13 protein-coding genes and 1 riboswitch are annotated in these 24162 nt (G+C 62.5%); of the genes, 8 read left to right on the top strand and 5 right to left on the bottom strand.

Going from position 1 to position 24162, the window contains the following annotated elements; genetic code table 11:
• Positions 1–346 precede the first annotated feature (346 nt).
• From LBW87_RS06040 to mntP, 3 genes are all read right to left on the bottom strand, one after another.
• Positions 347–6967 carry a hemagglutinin repeat-containing protein gene (locus tag LBW87_RS06040; protein ID WP_225200545.1) on the bottom strand — a complete coding sequence of 2207 codons (6621 nt, stop codon included), beginning with the start codon at positions 6965–6967 and terminating at the stop codon, positions 347–349.
• Between the two features lie 18 nt (positions 6968–6985).
• Positions 6986–8473: a ShlB/FhaC/HecB family hemolysin secretion/activation protein gene (locus LBW87_RS06035; RefSeq protein ID WP_225200544.1), complete on the bottom strand. Its 1488-nt coding sequence runs from the start codon at positions 8471–8473 to the stop codon at positions 6986–6988.
• Positions 8474–9239: 766 nt separating this feature from the next.
• Entirely contained in the window at positions 9240–9803 is a 564-nt protein-coding gene (gene mntP, locus LBW87_RS06030) for a manganese efflux pump MntP (protein ID WP_225200543.1), read from the bottom strand.
• Between the two features lie 34 nt (positions 9804–9837).
• Positions 9838–9981, bottom strand: a riboswitch (yybP-ykoY riboswitch).
• 258 nt (positions 9982–10239) lie between these two features.
• On the opposite strand from mntP, the gene LBW87_RS06025 reads away from it, so the two are divergent.
• Positions 10240–11850 carry a phosphoethanolamine transferase gene (locus LBW87_RS06025; RefSeq protein WP_225200542.1) on the top strand — a complete coding sequence of 537 codons (1611 nt, stop codon included), beginning with the start codon at positions 10240–10242 and terminating at the stop codon, positions 11848–11850.
• Positions 11851–11932: 82 nt separating this feature from the next.
• Positions 11933–13903 carry a hypothetical protein gene (locus LBW87_RS06020; protein ID WP_225200541.1) on the top strand — a complete coding sequence of 657 codons (1971 nt, stop codon included), beginning with the start codon at positions 11933–11935 and terminating at the stop codon, positions 13901–13903.
• A 33-nt stretch (positions 13904–13936) separates the two neighbouring features.
• Here the strand turns inward: LBW87_RS06020 and LBW87_RS06015 are convergent, their stop codons facing one another.
• Positions 13937–14728, bottom strand: coding sequence for a VOC family protein (locus LBW87_RS06015; RefSeq protein WP_225200540.1), 792 nt, complete (start codon positions 14726–14728; stop codon positions 13937–13939).
• A 250-nt stretch (positions 14729–14978) separates the two neighbouring features.
• Here LBW87_RS06015 and LBW87_RS06010 point away from each other — a divergent pair, with 250 nt between their 5' ends.
• The 6 genes from LBW87_RS06010 to LBW87_RS05985 all read left to right on the top strand — a co-directional run bounded on the left by LBW87_RS06010 (position 14979) and on the right by LBW87_RS05985 (position 23406).
• The gene (locus LBW87_RS06010) at positions 14979–16415 is read left to right on the top strand and encodes an FAD/NAD(P)-binding protein (RefSeq protein ID WP_225200539.1); all 1437 of its coding nucleotides are present in this window, start codon (positions 14979–14981) and stop codon (positions 16413–16415) included.
• Positions 16416–16444: 29 nt separating this feature from the next.
• Positions 16445–17770 (top strand): LLM class flavin-dependent oxidoreductase, encoded by a 1326-nt coding sequence (locus tag LBW87_RS06005; protein WP_225200538.1) that lies wholly within the window; start codon positions 16445–16447, stop codon positions 17768–17770.
• A gap of 76 nt (positions 17771–17846) precedes the next feature.
• Positions 17847–18377 carry a sigma-70 family RNA polymerase sigma factor gene (locus LBW87_RS06000; RefSeq protein ID WP_225200537.1) on the top strand — a complete coding sequence of 177 codons (531 nt, stop codon included), beginning with the start codon at positions 17847–17849 and terminating at the stop codon, positions 18375–18377.
• Positions 18374–19387 carry a FecR domain-containing protein gene (locus LBW87_RS05995; RefSeq protein WP_225200536.1) on the top strand — a complete coding sequence of 338 codons (1014 nt, stop codon included), beginning with the start codon at positions 18374–18376 and terminating at the stop codon, positions 19385–19387. The genes LBW87_RS06000 and LBW87_RS05995 overlap by 4 nt, the downstream gene beginning before the upstream one ends.
• Positions 19388–19474: 87 nt before the next feature.
• Complete coding sequence (locus LBW87_RS05990) at positions 19475–21916, top strand: TonB-dependent siderophore receptor (protein WP_225200535.1); 2442 nt, start codon at positions 19475–19477, stop codon at positions 21914–21916.
• Entirely contained in the window at positions 21916–23406 is a 1491-nt protein-coding gene (locus LBW87_RS05985) for a PepSY-associated TM helix domain-containing protein (RefSeq protein WP_225200534.1), read from the top strand. Before LBW87_RS05990 ends, LBW87_RS05985 begins: the two co-directional genes overlap by 1 nt.
• Before the next feature lie 12 nt (positions 23407–23418).
• Here LBW87_RS05985 and LBW87_RS05980 read toward each other — a convergent pair whose 3' ends face one another.
• The gene (locus tag LBW87_RS05980; protein WP_225200533.1) at positions 23419–24066 is read right to left on the bottom strand and encodes a GntR family transcriptional regulator; all 648 of its coding nucleotides are present in this window, start codon (positions 24064–24066) and stop codon (positions 23419–23421) included.
• Positions 24067–24162 lie beyond the last annotated feature (96 nt).

Raw genomic sequence — 24162 nt, 5'->3', positions numbered from 1 at the left:
TCGTAACATGCCCCGGTAAATATGTATCCTTTTTGAATCATGCAAACATCTAATGAATTGATCTTTTCCCCGTAAGCTATTTGCATTTGCTCCGAGGTCGATCCGGGCGGCATGTAAACTCCATAACTGCCGTTCCCCCCCCCGCCGCAATCCACCCAATCTTGCCGCCAGCTCTCAATGCTCGCATCTTTCTTCTCCCACTTCTGACCATAGGCTTTAGGATGAAGCAGCCGATATCTTGCCTCATCACTCATGCCACATGTTGCCGTCCCACCGATGCATAACACACTGCAACCGGAAAAAATGACGGACGAAGCGAAGAGGACACCGATTCGGAAAATGCCATTCATTTGATTCCCATTTTCAACGCTGTCACTACCGCATTCCACAATGCTGGTGACAAAAACTCCGAAAGCGCCAACGGCGTCGCTGGCAACAAGGCCGTCGTCGTCACGGCATTATCGTAGATCTTCCGCTCGAGATCCGTCATATTCCGCTTAATATTGCCTTGATCATCATATAGACCGCTCCATTTGCCACCCAGCATGTCATGGCTCCCCGCAAATGATTCAATTAGCTTATCTTGCCAGCTTCCTGGCGCGTAAGGAGCTCCGAACAAGGTACCCTTGCTCCCCTGAATTCCCCCGGTTGGTCCCACCATGAGTTGAGCGTCGGGGTGTTTATCCAGGAAGGCCGTCAAGGACATATCCGCAGCCTTACTGTCGAATTGCACTCTTCCATACGCATCAAGCGCTAATTTTGGAATACCCCGTTCGTCCAGGATTTGGGCGCCGTCTGTATCGTATTGAGTCTTGCATCGCTCATTGGTAACACCACAAACAGCATCCAGATCAACACGTACTCCGCCAGCTTTGAAATCATCGCCACGGATGCCGCCGCTCGGCCCGGATTGGTTGCTAAGGACCACATCTCCATCGATTACACCGGGAAATTTCATTGAATCCTCGATGGTCCAGTCTCGCATTTTGTCTGCAACAGTAGATATCCCTTCCTTAGTGAGTGCCATGGTACCCATTCCGGTCACAAATCCTACCAAAGCATTGAGTGCCCGCTCCTGCATGGTTATATCTTTGATCTCTTGCTGCAAGGCGTTCTTCTCTTCGTCAGTCTTGGCTTTCTTGATTTCTTCCTTCAACCGCTCACGTTCTCCCGCAGAGTAGGAGGCGATGGATTTCCCTGCTTCTTTACTGAACATCTGTGTGATCTGTGCCTGTGCGACCACATCGTTTTGCAACTGCTGGCCGTCCCAGTCCTTGCTGATTTTTCCGCTACTGTCCTTGTCGCTTCTGACAGAGGTATCTCCTGCGATACCCGAAATTCCTGACGTCGTCACACTACTCTGGCTCCCACTAGCACCACCCATGCCAAATCCCGCACCGTTCATCGAAAAATTGGATCCGCTATAACCTGTGCCGACGCCTATACTCTGACTTTCAGCCTTGTAGTCACTGCGATTTTGAATATCAGACTGAATAAGCGTATCAGTAATAAAACTATTTTTTCCTTCGGCCACTGCTTTCTCAGTGCTTGAAATCTTAGCGCCCTTGAGAGCCGTATTACCCGCCACATTGATCTGGAAACCACCATCGCCGGCATTGATGCCCGACTGTTCGATCACGCTGGCGTAGTTGCCGTCGACGCTGCTGCGGCTGGCGCTGAGACTGCCGCTCATCTTGCCCATGCCGAACGACACACTAACACCCAGGCTTTGCTGATTACTCTTGTAGGTACTGGTGTCCTGCAGGCTGGCGATGTTCAGGTTGCCCGAACCACTGGTGCCCACATCCATCACGACCTGCTTGCCGCTGGCGACGGCGCCACTCAATGTCGTGTCGGTGCCCGACGTAATAGACAGCGTGTTGCCGGCATCAACGTGCGTTACTGTCTGCGTGACGTCATTGCCATCGCCGCGACCACGGCTTCCCGACAAGCCTGCGTTGAGTAACAGCCCGTCTGTACCAATCGAAATACCGATTGAACCCGACATGGCCTTGTTACTGCTGTGCTGTTCTGTCGTGCTTTGGGCAGCCAGCAACTGGACCGCGTTGTCGGCCTTCAGTGTTGTGTTGCCGCCTGCCTTGATATCACTGCCCTGGACGACGATATTGCTGTCAGTCCCGCCGCCTTGTGCCGCAATGGTGACGTTGCCACCGGCGGCGACAGCCGAGCCTCGCACGGTCGAAGCGCTCTGCGCAGAATGGCTCTCACTCTTGCTGCCGCCTATGCTGATGGCCAGATTGATGCCACCGGCCTGATCTGCCGCAGTCGCATCGCGGGTTTCAGGCGTGCCATCGGCATTGGTCTTGAGCGTTCCGTCTTCATTCTTGGCGTTGGTCAAGATTTGTGGGTTGTCTTTTCCAGCGACAGCAACACCCTGCCCAGCCTTGACTGCATCGACAGCGTTGTTTGCCGCAAAGCCGACATTGGCCGCCGCCAGCAATTGCATCCGCGAATCGGAAGTACTTTCAGCCGCCTTCTTCATCTGCTGCGCCGTCTGGATGGCAGAAATGATGGGGCTGGTGATCTGCAACGTGAGCCCACTCTGCTTGAACACCATGTCCTGCGTGCTTGCCTGGGTGTCATAGGCGGCCAGGATATCTACCTTCTTGGCGAGGATGCTGATATCGCCTGACGGCGCCATCACATTGCTGCCCAACTGCGAATAACCATTGCCGGCAACGATCGAGATGCTGCCGCCGGTGCTGCCGACCGTGCTGGCGTTATTGGTGACCTGCTTGCTTGCCTGCTCTGTTTCGAGCGACTTGCTGCCCATGGTTACGCCGAAGCTGCCACCGCTGAAGAGACCGGACGTCTTTTCTTCGCTTTGAAAACGGTTGTTATTGGTGTCTTTGGAGGTAACGATATTGACGTTGTTATTCGCAGCCAGTGTCACGTCATTCGTACCGACGACGTTACTGCCGGTCACCGTGAGATCGTTGCCGGCAGCTATCTGCACGCTATCCCCCGAGAAAGTCGTGCCAACGCTGGTGGTGGTCGCGATATCCCGCTGCGAACGGCTGCTCGACGAAGACAAAAGACCCTTGCTGGTCGTATAGATCGCCTGGTCGACCGTCGTTTCCTGTTGTGCGGCGCCGAGATCGATGTTTCTGCCTGCAGCAGCGACCAGTGCGCCGCCAGAATTGGCGTAGGCGGCTTGCGCATTGATGTCCTGCCCGGCCGACATCGTCAAGGCCCCGGTCGTGCCAATGCTGGAACCCGCTACCTGGGTATTGCTCGTGTAGAGATGGTTTTGGCTATCGAAGGTAACGTCGTAACTATCCCTGGTCTTCACCGTCCCGAGATTGATATCGCGATTGGCAACCAGAACCGCATCGCCACTGCTCTGAACAGATGCCGCCACCGCATTGATATCCCGCCCCGCCTGAATCGCCAACTGCCCCGCATTGACACTACTGACCTGATCAACCTTGGTATTCAAGCCATCATGCGTCATGTTCGACGCGGTGGTGGTCACCAGATTCACATCGCGCCCAGCCAGGATGCCAACCCGGTTGCCGCTGATGTTGCCGCTGCTCTCTACGTCGTTGGTGGCCGTCAACGCGACACTGCCCGTGGTAGATGAGCTGGCAATGCTGCCCGTGTTATGAATGTCGGTCGCCTGCACCACCGAGTTATTCGACGCCAGCAAGATACCGCCGTTGTCCAGCGTGCCGCTGACCTTCAGGTCGATGTCCTTACCGGCGATCAAGGTTCCGGCAGGCTTGATATCTTCGGTGCTGGCGCGGCTCAGGTACACCACCGGCGTCAGTGCCTTGGTGGTGGTGCCGTCAGGCAGTTTTACATCCTGCTCCACCAGCCACACGATATCGGAGGTCAGCGCCGCGATCTGCGCATCGCTCAATGCGATGCCTGGCGTCAGCTGGAAGCGCGATGCGCTGGCTACGCCGGAATCCATCAGCGCCTTGTACTGGTCCTCGGCAGAGACGTAACCGTCGAGCATGCGCTTGCCAGTCAGTTCGGCCACCTGGTCGGTGATCAGCTTCTGTTCGTAAAAGCCATCGCCCAGCCGCTTTTGGGTAATCTGCGGGTCGAGCGTCATCCGGCCCAGCATGTAGTCGCTGGAGATGAAGGTCTTGTAGTCGGTGAATTTCGGGTCCGTCTCGATCAGGTAGTTCTGTCCTGGCTGGTTACGTACCGTGAACAGGCCGCTGTTGGGAATCGAGAAATGCGGCAATCCGCCGGCGCCAACGCCGGTCCCTCCGGGCGCGCCAGCGCTCAGGGCCGGGTTGCTGATTCCCGCAGGCGTGGCATTCTGCTGCACGCTCGCCACCGGCAAGTCCAGCGTGGCCGACGCCATGACGTTGTCATAGGCCGCACCGCCGTTGTTATAGGTGTAATAGTTGGTGTGCGGATGGCCGCTGACCCAGTGGTAATAGTTTTGTCCGGCAGTCATGTGCCAGATGGTGGTCTGCGTCCCGGTGGCGCCGATGTTGTCGATGGCCCCCACCGAGCCCGACAAGGTGCCGCCCGCAATCATCACGCTCTTGTCGTTGGTCACGCTGCCGGAGAGCAGCATGTTGCCGCCAGAACTGATGCGGCCCGGATCACTACTGAGCACCACGGTCTTCTGCACCACCTCGACATAGTCGCGTTTGTAGAATTGTTCGAAGCGGTTGCCGTCCGGGATCACCAGCACGATGCCGCCACCACCGCTGTCGCTCCAACTGACCTGATTGGCGTCGTACCAGGTGTTAGGGGCCGCCCAGTTGGCATATTGGGTCACGTATCGGGTCAGCGCGGCATCGTCCTGCAGCGTGGTGCTGAAGTGATTGTTGCGATTGATCAGCGTAGCCGTCTGCAGGCTCAGCGCGCCACCGGCGTCGATCGTTGCCGATTCGTTGATGATGCTGGTGGCGCTGCCGGTGGCCTGGTTGTTGCCGTCCAATGCGCCGGCAATGGTCATGTCGCCCAGGCTTTGCAGCAAGGCGTGCTCGCTGTTGGTTACCTGGTCCGCGCCGATCTGCACGCTGTTGCGTGCGGCCACGACACCGGCCACGTTGGTTGCCGTGTTGACGTTGTTGGTGAAGTTCTGCCCGCCTAATGCAATGTCTTCGCCATAGATCTTGCCGGTATTGTGCAAGCTGGTCGCGGCCCGAACCACTGTCGTGGCACCACTGTTGATCAGTCCGTTGTTGTCAACACTGTTGGCGGTCAGATTGAGATTGCGCACGGCGCTGAGCGAACTGGTGTCGGTGCTGGTGAACCCATTGGTCACATTGACGTTCAGGTCGCGTGTCGCACTGATGTCGCCTTGGTTGTCCAGCGAGGCAACCTGCAGCGACAGGTCGTTGCCCACCAGCACCTGTGCGCCCTGCCCGTTGTTGATCGCCTGGCTGGTCAGTTTCACGTCGCCGTTGCCACCGATCACACCAGTGTTGGCCACCCGTGCATTGTTGGCGTTAAGAATCTGCGCGCCACCGTCGATCTGTGTCAACCCGCTGCCGCTGTTGGCGATCTTGCCGTCGCTGTTGTCGATGCTGGCGGCGGCCAGGTCGAATGTCGCGGCACTGCCGCCGGCTTCGATGCGCCCGCCGTTGTTCTTCAAGGCGCCGCTGGCCGCCACGTCAAGATTGCCGTCGCTATGGATGACGCCATTGACGTTGCTCAGGTTGGCGCCAGCGCGCAGCAGCAAGTTGTCCTTGGCGTAGAGATTGCCACCAGTGTTATCGATGTCGGTGGCGGCAGTCAGCGTCAGGTTGCCGTTGTTGGCCGCATTGCCCGAAGCGTCGATGCCGGCGGCGATCGAGTTGGACGACTTGATGTCGTGCGCCTGCACGGTAACGTCGGTCCTGGCGGCGATGACACCGGTGTTGTCCAGCGCGCCGGCAGCGTTAATCCGGGCCGCCTGCCCTGCATAGAGGTTGCCACTGTTCGCGACATTGCTCTCACCGGCAATAGCGATGTTGCCGCTGGCTGTCGTGCTGCCACCCAGTGTCAGCATGCCACGGCTGTCGATGTTGATGTCGCCGGCCTGCGCGGCGATATTACCCATGCTGCGCACGCCGACGCCGCTCTCGGTGCCCACCAGTCGGATCCGGTTCGCGTACATGCCGCCCATCTGGGCCAGGTCGATACCGACCGTAGGTTGTGTGCCTTGGCCCCCGATCACCTGTACGCCGAGGTTGGCATAACTCACCAGGTTGGCGCCGCTGATCACATTGAGCTGCTTGCCCCATAGCTCGCCGTTGACTTGCACGCTGCGGGCGATGAGATCAACCTGGTCCAGGCTGGAGGCGTTCATGCCGCCGCTGCCGATGCTGATATCGCCCCGCGTCACGCGCAAATTAGCCACGCTGCCATCGCCGGCGAACTCTGGCGACCCCGTGGTCAAGGTACCGCGACTGGTGTTGATGAAGCCGCAATTGCTGCACGAGATGCCGTTGGGGTTCGCCACGATCACTTCGGCGCGCTGGCCGGCGACTTCGATGAAACCGTTCAACTGGCTGCGCGAGGCGCCGGTGACTTCGTTAAGGATGACGCGCGCGCTGCCCGCGACCAGCGCCGCGTTGGCAGCGATATAACCTGCCTGCTGCGTCTGGGTGTACGTGGTTGCGTTATTGAGGATGGCGCCGCCCCTGGCGACGTTGAACTGGTCGTAGCGATTGTGCGATACGCCCGCGGCATTCGGTGTCACGATCTGCACCACCGGCAAACCGTTGGCCGACTGGTCGACCACGGGCCGGGTGGCCGCATTGCGGTCGGCCACGATCTGGGCCGACACCACCGTCACGCCACCGAACAACGCACAGACAAAGACCGCCACCTGCGCCAGGCGCATGCTCCTGGCGGGACGCAACGGCTCCGCGCCGGCAGCGTCGACGGCGCCCCGCGCGCCATTGCCGCGATCCCCTGAGCCGTTCTCGGCCACCACCATCAATGCGCCCCGATGCGCATTGAACACGATTCGATATGCTTTCTTGTTCATTTTTCCTGGCCCGATTATTTAGTATTGGTAGCTGATGCTGAAACCGGCTGACGGCGTGGCCGTCTTGAGGCCATCTGGCTTGACCAGCGCCCATCCGGCAAAGACGTCATAGCGCACGCCACCGGCGTTGCCGCGCATGCCGATAGCGGCCCCCGCCATCGTGGTGCCGAGCAGGGTTTGGGCACCGGGACCAAACACCCGTCCCGCATCCAGACCCACGTAGAGCGCCTGGCGACTGCCCCCCAATGGCATCTCGATTTCATTTCTCAGATAGACACCGCGCTCGGCCGCCAGCGTCTGTTCGCCATCGAAGCCGCGCACCGTATAACGGTTGCCGATCGAGAACTGCTCCGACAGGAAAAGCGTGGACTGGGTGTTCTGCCCGCGCAATGCACCGATGTAGGCGAACGGCTGGCCGCCCAGCTTGAACGGGGCATACAGGCTGGCGTCGACGGTCTGCAAGGTATAGCGGTGGGTGGGCGCGTCAGACAGACGCGGTTCAAGGTCGGGCTGGCCGTTGAACCACGACACGCCCCAGCGATTGGCCAGCACCAGGTTGAACTGCGCATCACCGATGTAGCGCGTATGCACCCAGGCCAGTTCGGCGAAGGTGGTATTGCGACGCTGCACCTCGATCTCGGTATCGTCGATGTAAGACCGGCTCCAGCGCTTGGCCACCTTGAACTGCACGCTGTGCTTGGCGAACTGGTCGCGGTAGAACAGGCGCTGGACCGTGAACTCCAGGTTACGACTCTTGCCGCTGGAGACGAAGGTCTGGAACAGGCCCGCTATCTGCTGGTGATACGAGAACGTGCTGGCAGCAGCAGAGAAGGTCCAATAACCGTAGGGAATCGAATAATAGACATTGCCGCCGGTGGTGCCGCGCTGCTGCCCGCGGCGATCGGCGTCGGTGTTGACGCCGACATTGAACAGGTCGTTCAGGCCAAGGGCGTTGTCCCAGGCGAAATTGGCGCTGCTTTGCAGCTTGCCGGTGCCCTTGGCGCCGCTGTCATCGAGTGACAGCGTGAGCCTCCAGGGTTTCACGCGCTTGACGTTGATGACCACATCGCTCTCGCCGGGCAGTTCGCCGGGCACGATTTCCATCGCCACGTCCTGGGTTGGCACGCGCTTCATCTGCTCCAGTCCCTGCTCGAGATCGCGCAGGTTCAGCAACTGGCCAGGGCCGGTAGGAAAGGCATTTTTCCAGTTCGCGCTATCTGCCTCGGCTGAAAACTTGATGGAGCGGATCAGGCCCGGCACCAGTGTCAGTTCCAGCTGGCGCGAGGACAAGTCCTGCGCCGGGATACCCAGGCGGGTCGTGCTGTACCCCTTTGACAGGATCAACGCAGTGAGGCGCTTGACGATCAGGTTCAGGCCATCACGGCCAATGCAGGCGCCGGTATATTGCTCCAGGTATTGCTGCGCGAAGCGGAAAGGATCCTGCTGCAAGGCGCTGGCGCCGGCGGCATGCGCCGCTGCGGGAAGCTGCTCGGGCACGCGCAGCACGAAACTGTCGATCGTGAAGCACGGCGATTGCGTTGGAAGGGTTAAGGAGTCCGGTGCTTCGACCGTTTCCTGTAAATCAACTTTAGGCGCATTCAGCTGACGTTCGCGTTCTGAAGCTTCAGCGCGGGCGCGCCGTCGCTGCTCTTCGCTGTCCCCCGTCTGCACCGTTTGCGCTGAACCCACATGACAAGACACCAACAACCACAGTGCAGCCCCCACTTTGGCGCACTTATATTTTCTATTTTGGACAAGCAAACTACACCCCGTAAAACCCCGTTTATCTTCAAATTATTTCTGCACGGAATTTTACTGCTGAGCACTCTTCTCGCAAAACGGGAACGTATGTTTTTGTGAAGAAATTTGCCCAGACACAACAAATACTTATCAGCAACACAAGGCAACTTGTCTAAATATTTATACAAATTGCCAAGTCGGCGAAGATTCGGGGCGGCCTTGGGGTGCTGAAAGACGCTGGACCCTGACTTTCGTCAGGGCGACTGAAGTTGATTGATAAGCCACCGGGCTTAGAGGCGAGTGCCCTGTTACAAGAATGTACCCGGGCCTCTCCGCGAAGGCGACGGAGGTTAATTTATAAGTGTCCTGTCGTCCCGGCGAAGGCCGGGACCCAGCGACTTTTTTTACAAGCCGGCATGGCGCCGCCCCTCACCCCCGCGATGGTGGCAACACCTGTGCGGACACCGAGGCATCATCACTCTCGGCACCACGCAACCGGTGCCCGGCTGCCAACCAGAATAATCCGGCCGTCTCAGCCCAGATGCTCATAGAGAATGGCCACCCCCACGCCAATGAGGACGATGCCGCCGATGATCTCGGCCCGCTTGCCGATCAAGCCGCCCAACGCCCGCCCCAGCAGGATACCGATGGTGACCATGACGGTGGTCGCCAGGCCGATCAGCAGCGAGGCCTCGACGATGCTGACGTCGATAAACGCCAGGCCCACACCGACCGCCATGGCGTCGATGCTGGTGGCCACGGCTGTCAGGGCCAGCTTGATGACGGATTGATTCTGCGCCGGCGCGGCTTCATCGTCGTCGGCCTTGCTCAGGCCTTCGCGCACCATGCTCACGCCCAGCACCAGCAGCAGCGTGAAGGCGATCCAGTGATCCCAGGCGGCGACCCATTCGGTGGCGATCGATCCGATCAGCCAGCCGATGATCGGCGTGATGGCCTCGATCACGCCAAACAGCAAGCCGATACGCAATGCCTGCAAGAACCGGGGCCGTTGCATGGCCGCGCCCTTGCCGATGGCCGCTGCAAAGGCGTCGGTAGACATCGCAAGCGCGAGGAGAATCAAAGAGGGGAAATTCATGGGGTGGTTCCGGGTCGGGCGAAATCCATGACGTAGCCACACGCCCGACCAAAGGCGTGGAAACGTCAATGGTCTCGCCTACCGCATTTGGCTACCCGTGCCACGACAGAAAGTCGAGAATGTTGACACGGGCTCTTCCGAGTGATTCGGAAGCTGGCTACTCCCCAAAGAGAACCGGCATTTTACCTGAGCATGAGGCGGCGCCAAAGATTTTTTTGTGCTCGGATTATTTTCTTGCGCACTTTTTCCTGAAGGCCCTGTCATAAGGGCCGCGTGCGCTCTCGCATCTTTGGTTATGATGTCGACGGCTCACGTTTAGTCGAGGGGGATTGGGCGTTGCTGGGGGCGACGCCATGTTATCCAAAAGGCCGGCGGGACGGCGGAAAGTGCTTGTGTGAAACAGTTAATGAATCGGCTTTGGCTAGGATTGGCCGGCATGTTCTTCTTTTGGGCCCTGGGCATGCTCAGCGCCAATGAACTGGCCAAGAGCAGCGTGTTGATGGCCACCAGCCTGCCGGGGATCGCCGGCCTGCTGATTGTTATTCCTTATTGTCGAAACAGACCGCGCTGGCTGTCCGGCGCCAGCCTGCTGATCATCCTGCTGTTCTTCCTGGATGCCGCCATCAAGGGTTTCCTGCGCGACCACTTCGGCTTGCGCCCCAACCCGATCCTGGTGCTGCAGGCGATCTTCAACTCCAATCCGGCCGAGACCAGCGAATTCCTGCGCCATAACTGGCGCGACCTGGCGCAAGCGGTGGCGGCGTTCGCCCTGGTGGCATTGGCCATCTGCTGGGCCGAGCGTCGGCTGTCGCGCAGCGAGACCCCGCCGGCCATCGGCCGTGGCGGCATGGTGACCATCGGCAGCTTGCTCACGGTGTTCCTGGCGCTGCACTTCAACCCCACCATGGCCAAGGAAAACCCGCTTCTGTTCTGGCCGATCCGTTATCTCGACTACCAGGCGCAACTGGCGCAGGCACAGGATATGCAGCGCAATGTCGCGCGCAGCATGGCCCATCGCTCGCAGTGGCAGGTGCGATACCAGGGGCCGGACGCCAACACCGTGGTATGGATCATCGGCGAGAGCATCAACCGCAACAACATGTCGTTGTATGGTTACTCCCGCAACACCACGCCGATGCTGGACGCCATGCGGCGCGACCTGATCGTGTTCAGGGATGTGGTGTCGTCGGAACCGGCGACGATGTCGTCGCTGATGAAGATGCTCACCCCCGCCGATCTGAACGACCCGCTGGCCTGGAGCAGCAAGCCCGACATGCTGATGCTGGCCAGGGAGGCCGGCTACCGGACCTTCTGGATTTCCAACCAGGTGCCCAATGACGGCTGGCTGGGGCTGGTGTCGGGCCGCGCCGACGAACAGGTGTTCATCAACCGCGGCGCCGGTCGTGGCGAGAACAACTACGACGGCAACCTGCTGCCCGGCCTGGAACGGGCGCTCGACGACCCGACACCGAAGAAATTCATCGTGGTCCACCTGCTGGGGGCACACCCTACCTACGACATGCGTTATCCGCAGGGATTTTCCCGATTCGAAGGCGTGCGCGACTTGGTGAGCGAGCAATTGACCAGCGCCGGTCGCTCGATGTGGGTGCGCCAGCAACGCGACGAATACGACAACGCCATCGCATACAACGATTTCGTGGTGGCCAACATGGTGCAACGGGTGATGCGCGCCCATCCTGACCGCCACGCCAGCGTGCTGTTCAGCTCGGACCACGCGCAGGAAGTGGGACATACCCGCGACCATGCCGGCCAATCCGTGGCCGATGCGTCCGGCTATGAAATACCGATGTTCATGTGGACCCGCTCATTCGTGGCGAAAAGCGTGGACGAAAAGGCGCAGCTGGAGCACCGGCCCTACCAGACCGATCATCTCGAACATACGATGATGGCATTGCTGGGGATTCAATCGAGCTACTACCGCCCTGCCCGCGACATCCTCAGCGACGGTTTCCTGCGGGAGGATTTTTTCAATGGACTGCGGCGCATCAACGGCAAGCCTTACGAGCCGCGTAGCGTGATGTATTGAGTCAAACCACGCGCCCCGAATGGAACTTTGCTGCAGCACCTGCCACCCATCGTGCACATCGCTTATTTGACGGGGGGGAGGTATGCGACAGACCAATTTTCCATCGACGTCGCTATCCAGCGCCAACGCCTACGCCGAGCATCCCGACACACGGCCTCAGCCATTCGCCCGCCCGGCGCTGCCGCTGCGGCAGGCGGCACAGCCGCCATCATCCCCGCAGCTGCAGTCGGCCGCCCGGCGCGGTCGCGGCCAGCTGATGCACACGATGAATGCGGCCGGGCCGCTTCGCGATGACGAACTGTTCTTCGGTGCCATGAGCGGTGCGCCGGCGCCGCAACGCCAGCAATCGGGATTGACCGATCTATCGGATCTGTCGGCCTCATCGTTCGCACGGTCCGACTCCTGGACTTCGCAGGCCTCCTATTCCACCACCGCCTCATCGACGCCATCGGCCCAGCTGCAGCACGCCGCGCCGATGACCAGCCCTCCGGCTGCACGGGCCCAGCGGGCCATCGATTTCTTTCACGCCAATGCCGCCGGCGGCGTTGCCTATACGCCGCTCCATCCTGAATTCCTGGGTAATACCCGGCATCTCAGCGTCAACGCAGAACAAGCGCTCGAGCGCCGACTGGGTGAACTGTCATCGCTCGAAAAACAGGCCCACCGCTACCTCGAGGCCGTCGATACCGACCCTGAACTGGCCGCGGCGCTGCAAGCCCAAGGCTGGTCAGCCGACCACATCGAATCGATGGAAGCGCAACTGTCGGCGCAATGCCAGCAACAGAAGAAAGCGATCTACACCTTGCAGGCGCATTCGCTGGTACGCGTCAGCGAAGATCCGATGCGTACCTGGGTGGCGCAGCAGATGATGGATTCGCCACAGTCGCGCGACGGCCTGCGCAACTATCTCAAGGACACCCGGCCGCTGGAACTGCAGGTCAAGCGCAACCAGCTCGCCGACATCAGCGCCCGGCTCGGCAGCCCGCCGCCACGCGGCGCAAGCTCACAGCAGGTCGAGCAATACAACAGATTGTCGATGGCTGCGGGCGTGTTGCAATCCGAGATCATGGCCCTGGAGCCACAGGTGGACCCACGCCAGATATCGCAGCAGGAAAACAGCCTGGTGCTGTCGACCGAGGTGTCCGACCGCTACCTGGCCAAGCGCTACGAACCGCTGCGCCAGGCACTGCACGACTTGCGCAACCAGGCCGACCGCGCCGGGAACCTGGCCAGAAGGAACAACCAGCCCGAAACGCATGAACTGGAAAAGTTCAGGGCCGAGGTCAACGAGATGATCGGCGATATGTTCAGGGCTGAAAACCAGCGCACCAGCTCGCTGGTGGAGCAAGCCTATTCCAGCCAGACGGCGCTACGCATGGATTTCGTGCCGGAAGCGGCTGGCAGCCTGGTCAACCTGATCGCGATGCACAAGCAGAACACCCAGGTGCCAAGCGAATCCGCGCACGTCATCGATGCCCGCCGCCAGCTGGATACGGCACGCCGGCAGCACCAGCCGGCACATCAGCAGTTCATGCAGCAGCAGGAAGTCATGCAGCGCACCGGCGCGGCCATCAATGACCAGGTAAGAGCGAACGTGCAGCGCACCTATGCGCAGTTGCAACAGGCCGAACAGGTTCACGGGCCGGTTGTGGCCCAGGCCGACAAGGACCGCGCTACCGCCACGGCCTTCGCCGAAGAATCGCGCAAACGCCAGCAATTCTGCGAAGACACCCTGCACCAGATGCTCGACGCCAAGATCGACGACACCATGCTGCGCGGTTTCGCATCGTTATCGTCGGCCCCACCGCCCAAGCTGGTCGGCGAACAGACCGAACTGATCCGCAAGCACTACGACGGTCGTCTGCAGCAACTGTCGACGCAATGGCAGGACAACGCGCTCAAGATAACGACACTGCGCCAGCAGGCGCAGCAACAGGGATGGGAGACGTCTTCCTATGCCGCCCAGTTGCACGCCCTGGACCAAGCCCAGCGCAATAATGTCGGCCAGTCACGTGGCTTGAGCGACAAGCTGGATTTCCTGAATCGACGCTAGGCGGCGATCAACCGGCGCCGGGATTACCCGGGCTCATGCCGAGAACTCCAGCAACGACTGGAACTGCGGCAAGGCCAGCACCACACGCCGCGCCTCTTCGTGCAATGGCAGGCCGAGCCTGCGCGCATGCGCGGCAATGGCCTTGAGGTCGCCACCGGCAAAACGGATCGCAGCGAAGAACTCGGCGCGTGCCGGTGCATGCCCGGCCAAGGCGCCGAAACGGGCGACCAGGCCGGCGGCATCGGTGAATTCCAGCGCGAATCCTGCCCCCAACTGGCCCAGGCGGGCGAAATCGGCGCCCGCGCGGGCCGGGTCGGCACTGACCACCAACAGGCTGGCGATGCCCTGCACGCCATTGGGATGCGCCATCCACTCCGGGCGCCAGACCAATTCCGGCGTGAAGTGATGACAGGCATAGACGCGCCCGGCGGCGAATTGCCCGGGCACCAGCCGTACCGTTGAAAACCGCGCGTCGTGGGCCTGGCCGTCGATCGCCACCGGGCGCGAAAAGAACTGCACCGGCTGCGCGACCAGGCCCTGCCCGCTCCAGGCATCGTGGCAATGCTGGGCATCGTCGACGGCGTAGACCAGGCCATCAATGCCGACCGGACTATCCAGGATCTCCTGGCGTACGACTTTGCTTTCGCGCGGCTGGCCGATCAACTCCAGATAGCCGCCCGGCAGCACGACCAGATGATTGACCGAGCCCAGCGTATGGTAGCCGCGTGGCGTGACGATGAAACCCAGCTGCTCCAGCTGGACTTGCGCCGCATCGATGTCGTAGTGGGTATTGAGGACCAGATGGTCGAGGGCAGATTGGCTCATGGTGAATCTTTCAGATGGTCGAGGGCCGGCATGCGGGCCGCCCGCAGTATACCGTCGCGCCGAAACGTTTGATCGATGAACACTCAAACAGCCACGCCAACAAAGATCGTTACCGCATATGCAAGCGCGGTTTTTGCATGCATGCCTGCGCTCCAGAAAATGCATAAGCACAGAAAAAAACAACGCAACGCAAGCGCCCCGCCTGCCTTATTCTGCGTCACACCCCCTATCCAACTTCAACGGAGCCCCCATGCCAGAACAGGTCACGGACATCGCCATCGTCGGCGGCGGTTTTGCCGGCGCGGCGACCGCCATCAAATTGCTGCGCCTGCTGGCCGAAGGCGACGCGGGCACTGACGCACTCGCCATCACCATCATCGAAAGCCGGCGCGAAGTGGGACGCGGCATTGCCTACAGCACCGATAACGCCGACCACATCGTCAATGGTCCGGCGCAGTTGTTCGGTCTTTACCCGCAGCGGCCGTCGCACCTGGCCGACTGGCTCGCCGCCAATGCCGCGCGCCATGGCTGGACGCCGCCGCCGGGGGTGGGCTGGGCCGAGGCGTTCCCGCCGCGCTGGCTATACGGCACCTATGTGCAGGACGAGTTGCAGGTGGCGCTCAAGGAGGCCGGCCAGCGCGCCCGTCTCGATATCGTCCAGGGCCGCGCGGTCGACCTGCAGTCGCGGTCCGATGGCCATGATGGCTACCGGATCACCCTGCAGGATGGCCGACAGTGGCTGGCCGCACGCGTGGTCCTGGCGCTGGGCCTGTTTCGGGCCGCGGGCGACCGCTTTCTCGGCGCGGACGAACGCGAGAAGCTGGGCCAGCGCTACATCGATGACGTCTGGAATGGCGCGGCCTGGCAGGCCAGCGCGCAGGACCAGGACATTCTGCTGGTCGGTAGCAGCCTGACGGCGCTGGACGCGGCATTGAACGCCGAGCGCGCCGGTTTCAATGGCCGCTTCCACGCGCTGTCGCGGCGCGGCCTGCTGGTGCAGGCGCGGCGCCAGACCGCGCCCTGGCCCAACCTGTTCGATCCGCAACGGCTGCCGACGACGCTGCGCGATGTCTTGCGCGTGACGCGCGCGGCGCGCCGCGAAGTCAGGCGCGCCGGCGCCGACTGGCAACAATTGCCGGGCGCGATCCGGCCGCACCTGCCGGCGCTGTGGCAAGCCGCCAGTGCCGCCGAGCGCCAGCGCTTTGTGCGTCATATTCGTCCGTTCTGGGAAATCACCCTGCATCGCGCCGCGCCCGAGTCGGGCAAGAAGCTGGCGCGTTATATCGAACAAGGCCGGCTGCAGCAGTTGACCGGGCGCATCCGTTCGCTGCGCCTGGCCGGCGACAAGGTCGAAGTGCAATGGACGCCACGCGGCCAGCAGCAAGCCAGGACCTTGCTGGTCGACCGGGTCGCCAATGCGGCCGGTTACGAATTCGACTGGGACCGCATCGACGACCCGCTGGTGCGCGCACTGCTGCAACGCAAGCTGGTGCGGCGCCACGCAACCGGCTTTGGCATCGACGCCGATCCGGCCACCGGCGCCGTGGCCGGCCAGACCCTGTTTGCGGTCGGCCATCCGCTGCGCGGCGCAGTGTGGGAGTCGAATTCGCTGGGCGAACAGATCGAAGGCGCGCAGAACACCGCCACTGCCCTGACCGCCGCCTGGCAGACCGCCGAGAGCATTTGAAACAACCCGTGCGACACCGACCGATACCAATGACAGCTCCCCGCTCCCACCTCGCGCTCGGCGCGTTCCTGATGCAGACCGGCCACCACATCGCTGGCTGGCGACACCCCGACGCGCAGGCCGATGCCGGCGGCAATTTTGCCCATTACGTCGACCTGGCGCGGCAGGCCGAAGCGGCCAAATTCGATGCCATCTTCATCTCGGACTCGGTCGGCGTGCGTGGCCGCAACCTGGCGTCGCTGTCGCGCACTGCGCGTTCCGACCAGTTCGAACCACTCACGCTGCTGTCGGCGCTGGCCGCCGTCACCGAGCGCATCGGGCTGATCGCCACCGCCTCGACCAGCTTCAACGAACCCTTCAACATCGCCCGCAAGTTTGCCTCGCTGGACCAGATCAGCGGCGGGCGCGCCGGCTGGAACCTGGTGACCTCCAGCGGCGACGGCGAGGCCGAGAACTTCAATCTCAGCCAGCACATCGACCACGGCCTGCGCTACGAGCGGGCGGCCGAATTCCATCAGGTGGTGACAGGCCTGTGGGATAGCTGGGAAGACGACGCCTTCGTGCGCGACAAGGAAAGCGGGCTCTATTTCGCGCCCGAGAAACTGCATGTACTGAACCACCAGGGCAAGCATTTCTCGGTGCGCGGCCCGCTCAACGTGGCCCGCTCGCCGCAAGGCCAGCCGGTGGTGGTGCAGGCCGGCGCCTCTGAAGCCGGGCGCGACCTGGCGGCGCGCACCGCCGAAGTGGTCTTCGTGGCGCACCAGACCTTCGACGAGGCGCGCACCTTCTACCGCGACATCAAGCAGCGCGCAGCCGCGTATGGCCGCAGTCCGGACCAGATCAGGATCATGCCGGGCATCTTCCCGGTGGTGGCGCCCACGCGCGCCGAAGCGGAAGACAAATTCGAGGCCTTGCAGTCGCTCATTCCCACCGTGGTGGGCGTGGCGCTGCTGTCGCAGATGGTCAGCTTCGACCTCACACCCTACCCGGTCGACGGGCCATTGCCGGCATTGCCGCCCACCAACGGCGCCAAGAGTCGCCAGCAACTGATGCTGGACCTGGCCCGCCGCGAAGGACTGACGATTCGCCAGACCTACCTGCGCATCGCCGGCGCCAGGGGCCACCAGCAGGTGGTAGGGAGTCCGACCGATATTGCCGACCTGCTGGAGGCCTGGTTCAGGGATGGCGGCGCCGACGGCTTCAACATCATGTCGCCGGTGCATCCGGTGGGACTGACCGACTTCATTACGCTGGTGCTGCCGGAGCTGCGCCGGCGCGGGCTGTTCCGCACCGAATACGAAGGGCGCACCCTGCGCGAGCACCTGGGCTTGCGGCGACCGGCACATCGCGGCTGAACACGCGGCATCGCATGTCCTCGAACTCGATCTATAATAATGAGAATTATTATCAGAAAGATCCAGGGGGCGCGCCATGTCGCATTCCGATTCCATTCCACCACCGCAGTTGCAGGCCCTGTATGCCGACCACCATGGCTGGCTGCAGACCTGGCTGCGCAAGAAGCTGGGCTGCCACTTCACCGCCGAGGACCTGACCCAGGACACCTTCGTGCGGCTGCTGGTGCGTCCGCGCGAACTCGATGGCACGCGTAATCCCCGCGCCTACCTGAGCACCATCGCCCAGGGCCTGGTGGTGGATCACTGGCGCCGCCAGGAGATCGAGCGGGCCTGGGTCGCGACCCTGATGCTGCTGCCGGAGGCGGTCATGCCGTCGGCCGAGCAGCAGGCCATCATCATCGAAACATTGATGGAAGTTGACCGGATCCTGGCCAGCCTGCCGGAAAAGCCGCGCAGCGCCTTCCTGCTGGCGCATCTGCATGACCTGACCTATGCCGAGATTGCCGGGCAGTTGAACGTGTCGGAACGGATGGTCAAGAAATACATGGCGCAGGCGATGCTGCATTGCCTGTCGGCCAATGCCAGTTTTCGGGAGGCGCTGGCATGAGCCGGCCACGCATGGATGGCGCCATCCAGGAAATCCCCTTTGCCACACTGGAACAGGCGGCCGAATGGTTTGCCGTGCTGCGCTCGGGCCAGGTGGCGCAGGACGAGCGTCAACGCTGGCAGGACTGGCTGGCGCGGGACGCCGCCAACCGCCATGCCTGGGCCCAGGTGGAGGCCATCAGCCGCGGGATCTCGGTGGCCAGCGCCGAACCGGCAGCGGCCAGTTCGGCGCTGCATGCGGCAAGCCAGTTGCGCCGCCGCCGCAAGCTGCTCAAGACGCTGGTGCTGTCGGCGGTGACGGCCGGGCTCGGCTGGCAACTGGCCCGCCAGCAACAATGGCCGTCGGCCATCGCCGCCCTGAATGCGACCTGGCGCACCGGCATCGGTGAAAGCCGCAACGTGACGCTGGCCGACGGCAGCCAGCTCTGGCTTGACACCGCCACCGCCGTCAATGCGCAATTCGATGACCAACTGCGGCAGTTGACGCTGGTCCGCGGCGAGATGCTGATCCAGACCGGCACCGATCCGCGCCAACCGCCGCGCCCTTTCATCGTGCAGTCTCGCGATGGCAGCATGCGCGCCCTGGGCACCCGTTTCAACGTGCGCCAGTTCGATGGCTATACCCGCCTGAGCGTGATCGAGGGCCGGGTCGAAATCACTCCCGCCCTGCCCGGCGCGGCGCGCCAGATCATCGCCGCCGGTGAAGAGACCACCTTCACCCACCAGCAAATCGCGACGCCAGTCGCATTGCCGCCAGCCCGCACGGCCTGGTCGCAGGGGCTGCTGATTGCGCAGGACCAGCCGCTGGATGCGTTCCTGGCCGAACTGGGGCGCTATCGCAGCGGTTACCTGGGATGCGATCCCGCAGTGGCCGGCTTGCGCGTGGTGGGCGGTTTTCCGCTGCGCGATACCGACCAGGCACTGGCCATGCTGGAGGCGGCGCTGCCGGTACAGGTGCGCGCCATCATGCCGTGGTGGGTGACGCTCAAGCCGCGTCGCGCCGATCAATAAAAATATTGGCGGGCAATCAGTTCCCTTTTTCCAGGCTCGTTCGGAAAGCTGAGTGAAGACAACCAGAACTCATCTCCGAAAGCGTCCATGACATCCCATTCCGTTCGTCGTTCCGCATTCAGCGCTGCCCTGACACCCACTGCCCTGGCCGCCCGCACCCTGCTGGCTGGTGTGCTGGCCGTGGGTGCGCCACTCGCCGCGCACGCTGCCGATACCCCATCGCAACCATCTGCGCCGCGCAGCTACAGCATTCCGGCCGGTCCGCTCAATGCCGTGATCGCCCGCTTCTCTGCCGAATCGGGCGTGTATGTGGCCGCCGATGGCGCGCTGACCGCCGGCAAGACCAGCCCCGGGCTGCAAGGTGCGCTGACGGCGCAGGAAGCGCTGGCCCGGTTGCTGTCAGGCAGCGGATTGGAGGCGGTGGCACAAGGCGACGGACGTTATGTCCTGCGACCGGGTGCGGCGACGGCAGCGCCCGCTGCGACGGACATGTTGCCCGAGGTGCGGGTGCAAGCCGAAGGCGAGACGGCCCGTGGCCACGTCGACGGCTATGTGGCCCGGCGCAGCGCCACTGCCACCAAGACCGATACCCGGCTGATCGAGAATCCGCAGTCGGTGTCGGTGATCAGCGCCGACGAACTGGCCGATCGCAAGGTCGAGACGCTGGACGAAGCCTTGCGCTACACCGCTGGCGTCACCCCCAACATGAAACCGTGGGCGGTCGACGAATTCTCGATGCTGCGCGGTTTTACGCTGGGCACGGCAGGCATCTTCCAGGATGGCCTGCTCACTACCGGGCGCGCCTATTCGGCACCGATCGAACCCTATGGACTGGAACGGCTGGAAGTGCTGCGCGGTCCGGCCTCGGTGCTGTATGGCCAATCGCCCCCGGGCGGTATGGTCAACGCCGTCACCAAGCGCCCATCGGCCACGGCCGTGCGCGAGATCGGGGTGGAGTACGGCACCTATGATCGCAAGCAACTCAAGGCCGACATCGGCGGCGCCCTCGATGCGAGCGGCGAATGGACCTGGCGGGTCACGATGCTGGCCCGCGAATCGGGCACCCGGCTCGATTTCGACCGCGATGACCGGCTGTATGTGGCGCCGGCACTGACCTGGCAGCCCAGCGCGGCTACCCGCATCACGCTGCTGGCCAACTACCAGAAGGACGACCAGTCGTATGTCTGGGGCAACCAGCTGCAGAATCCGGGCGCGCGCGGGCAACTGTCGCCCAGCCTGAACATGGGCGGTCGCGACAATCGCTGGAAGCGCGAGAACCACATGTTCGGCTATGAAGTCGAACACCGCTTCGACGATACCTGGTCGCTGCAGCAGAACCTGCGCTATACCGAGACCGAACGCAATGAGACCAACGTCTTCCCGCGCGTGCTGCAGAGCGATGGCACCATCACCCGCCTGTTCTATCCGCGCTCCTCGGCCTGGCGCGGCCTGTTGACCGACACCCGCCTGCAGGCCCGGTTGCGTACCGGCGAAATGACGCACCAGGTGCTGGTGGGCGTGGACTACGCCAAGGGCCAGTCGACCGACCGTTTTCCCAATGCCATCTCGGCGATGAGCAACCTCGACGTCTACAACCCGGTCTATGGCAACAACGCCACGGTGGTGCCATCGACCAATCCGCGCATAGAGCAATATCCATCGAGCCAGCTTGGGGTCTACCTGCAGGACCAGTTGAAGTGGGACAAGCTGGTCGTGACCGGCGGCTTGCGGCGCGACCGCGCACAGACCGCCAACACCACCGTGCGGCCGGCCGCCGGCACCAGCATCCTGTCGTATGACCAGGCCACGGCCAAGACCACCGGGCGCCTGGGCGCGGTCTACCTGTTCGATTCGGGCTGGGCGCCCTATGTCAGTTACTCGACCTCATTCACGCCCGAGACCGGGCGTGACGTCAGCGGCCAGTTGCTCAAGCCCTCGACCGGACGCCAGATCGAAGCCGGCCTGCGTTATCAGCCGGAGCATGCCCGCACCAGCTATACCGCCAGCATTTTCAGGCTATTGCGCAACAACGTGACGACGGCCGCGCCGAGCGATCCGGGCGCGCTGGTGCAAACCGGAGAGGTCAGGTCGCAGGGCCTGGAACTGGAAGCCAGAAGCGAACTCACCCGCAACCTCAGCATCGTGGCGCAGTACACCTATCTCGACACCAGGATCACGCAGAGCAACAACGGCGACCAGGGTCTGGCGCAGCAAGGCGTGCCACGCCAGAGCGCATCGGTATGGACCAAATACAGCTTTAACCTGGGCGACGCTACCCGTGCCTATTCGGCGCTGGGCATCCGTGGCTTCGGCCGGGCCCGTTCCTCGCAGGACGACGACAACCGCAACATCGGCAATTCGGGCTTCGGCCTGCTCGACGCGGCGCTGGGCTTCGACCAGGGGCCTTGGCGCTTTTCGGTCAACATCAATAACCTGCTCGACAAGCAGTTCCTGGTTGATTGCAATGGCACCTTCTGCTATCGCAATGCCGAGCGCACCATCAACGTGAGCTCCAGCTACCGCTTCTGATGGCCAAGCCCGGTCTGCGGCAAGCCATGGCCGGCCTGCATGTGTGGGTCGGCGTGCTGGCCGGCTGGCTGCTGTATGCCATCTTCGTGACCGGCGGCATCAGCTTCTTCCGGCAAGAGCTGTCGCAATGGATGCGCCCCGAGATCGCCGCGGCGTCGCCGCAAGACGATGCGGTGGTGGTGCAACGCGCGCTTGCGACGCTGTCGCAGGTCGCCGCTGGCAGCGATAAGTGGGTGCTGACACTGCCGGGCCCACGCAGCAATGCGGTCGAGCTGGAGTGGGAAAACGGTGGCCGGCACCAGCGCGCCCTGCTCGACCCCGCCACCGGAAAGCAGGTAGTGGCGCGCGACACCTTGGCTGGCGAATTCTTCTATTACTTCCATTTTTCGCTGCATTACCTGCCGCGCATGACGGGCCGCTGGCTGGTCGGCCTGTGCGCCATGATGGCGCTGGTGGCAATGGTGTCGGGGCTGATCGTGCATCGTCGCCTCTTCAGCGACTTCTTCACCTTTCGTCCCGGGCGCGCGAACCGTTCGTGGCTGGACGCGCATAACGGCCTGTCGGTGCTGGCGCTACCGTTTCACCTGATGATCGTCTATACCGGACTGGTTACGCTGATGTTCACCTACATGCCCTGGGGCGCGCAGGCGGTCTACGGCGAACAGGCGCGACCGGCACTGGCCAGCATCATGCAAGTGCGTCCGGACACCCCCGCCCGCAGCGGCATCGCGCACCCGTTGACGGCGCTGCCGCCGATTCTGCAACAGGCCAGCCGCCGCTGGGGTGACGCCACGGTAAGCCAGATCGTGATCAGCCATCCGGGCGACGCCAATGCGCGCGTGGCCATCGTCCGCGGCGCACGCGACCGCCTGTCGGTGGCCCCGGCCTACCTGCTGTTCGACGGCGCCAGCGGCGCCCTGCTGGCCGCGCATGATGGCGCCAGCCCGGCCATCACCGCCTGGGGCGTGGCCTACGGGCTGCATGTGGGACGCTTCGCCGATCCTTATCTGCGCTTCATGCTGTTGCTGTGCAGCCTGGCCGGCGCCGCCATGGTCGCCACCGGCATGCTGCTGTGGGTGCTGAAGCGACAGCACCGCTGGCCACCTCGCGTGCTGCTGCTGGTGGAACGCGGCAATCTCGCCTGCATTGCGGGACTGCTGGCAGCGGTGCCGGCTTTTCTGTTGGCCAATCGCTTGCTGCCACTGGATCTGGCACAACGCAGCAACCGGGAGATCGATTGTTTTTTCGCGTGCTGGGGCATCGCGCTGTTGCACGCCGCATGGCGCAAGCCGACCACTGCCTGGCGCGAACAAGTGACGGCGGCGGCCCTGTTATGGCTGGCGCTGCCCGCGGTCAATGCCGCACTGACCAGCCGCGGCTTGTACCGTAGCTGGCTGGCGGGCGACTGGGTGTTCGTCGCCTGCGATACGCTGTTTGCACTCACGGGTGCTGTCTTGCTGCTGGTGGCAGCCCGCCTGGGGCGAGACTAGCTAACTAGCTAACTAACTGGCAAAGCCGATGCGCTCCATGGTGCCGATGTGACGGCCCAGCAATTGCATGGCGCGCTCGGCGTCACCCGCTTTCAGGGCGTCGATGATGAGGCGGTGGTCCTGGTCGGAACGCGGCTGCCAGCCACGCTGCAGACCTGCCGCAAACAGGTAGCGCGAATTGGTCAGTTGCAGTTGCTTCAGGCTGGCCAGCAGGCGCGGCATGCCGCATTGCCCGGCCAGGATGTCGTGAAAGCGGCAGTTGGCGGCATCCCATTCGACCAGCGTATCTGCCTGCGAACACAGCGCATGCGCCTCTTCCAGTTGTGCCACATGCTGCTCACCCAGGTGCGGCACGCTATGGCGCAAGGCCAGCAATTCGAGCGCGGCGCGCATTTCTACCGTTTCCTTGATGGCGGCCTGGCTCAACGTGGTCACGCGTACCCCGCGCCGGGGCAAGCTCACCACCAGTCCGATCGCCTCAAGTCGGGCGAAGGCTTCGCGCACCGGGACATGACTGGTGCCGAACTCGCTGGCGATATGATCCTGACGCAGCGCCGCACCACCCTCGATCTCGCCACGCACGATGCGCAAGCGCAGCAGGTCTGCAATGCGATCGGCGGTGGTGGGTGAGGCGGTAGCGGCTAGGGATGAATCTTGCATCGATAGATTATCTATAAATTTAAGTGTTGTTCTGCATGTTTTGGCAACTATAGAATAAAAAACGTCGTGCAAGCCTCAATGGATCAGAGGCGACAA

Source organism: Herbaspirillum sp. alder98, assembly GCF_020179755.1.
In the GTDB taxonomy this organism is placed as follows: domain Bacteria; phylum Pseudomonadota; class Gammaproteobacteria; order Burkholderiales; family Burkholderiaceae_D; genus Herbaspirillum.
Note: the sequence above shows the minus strand (reverse complement) of the source record. Positions and strands in the feature narration are given on the sequence as shown.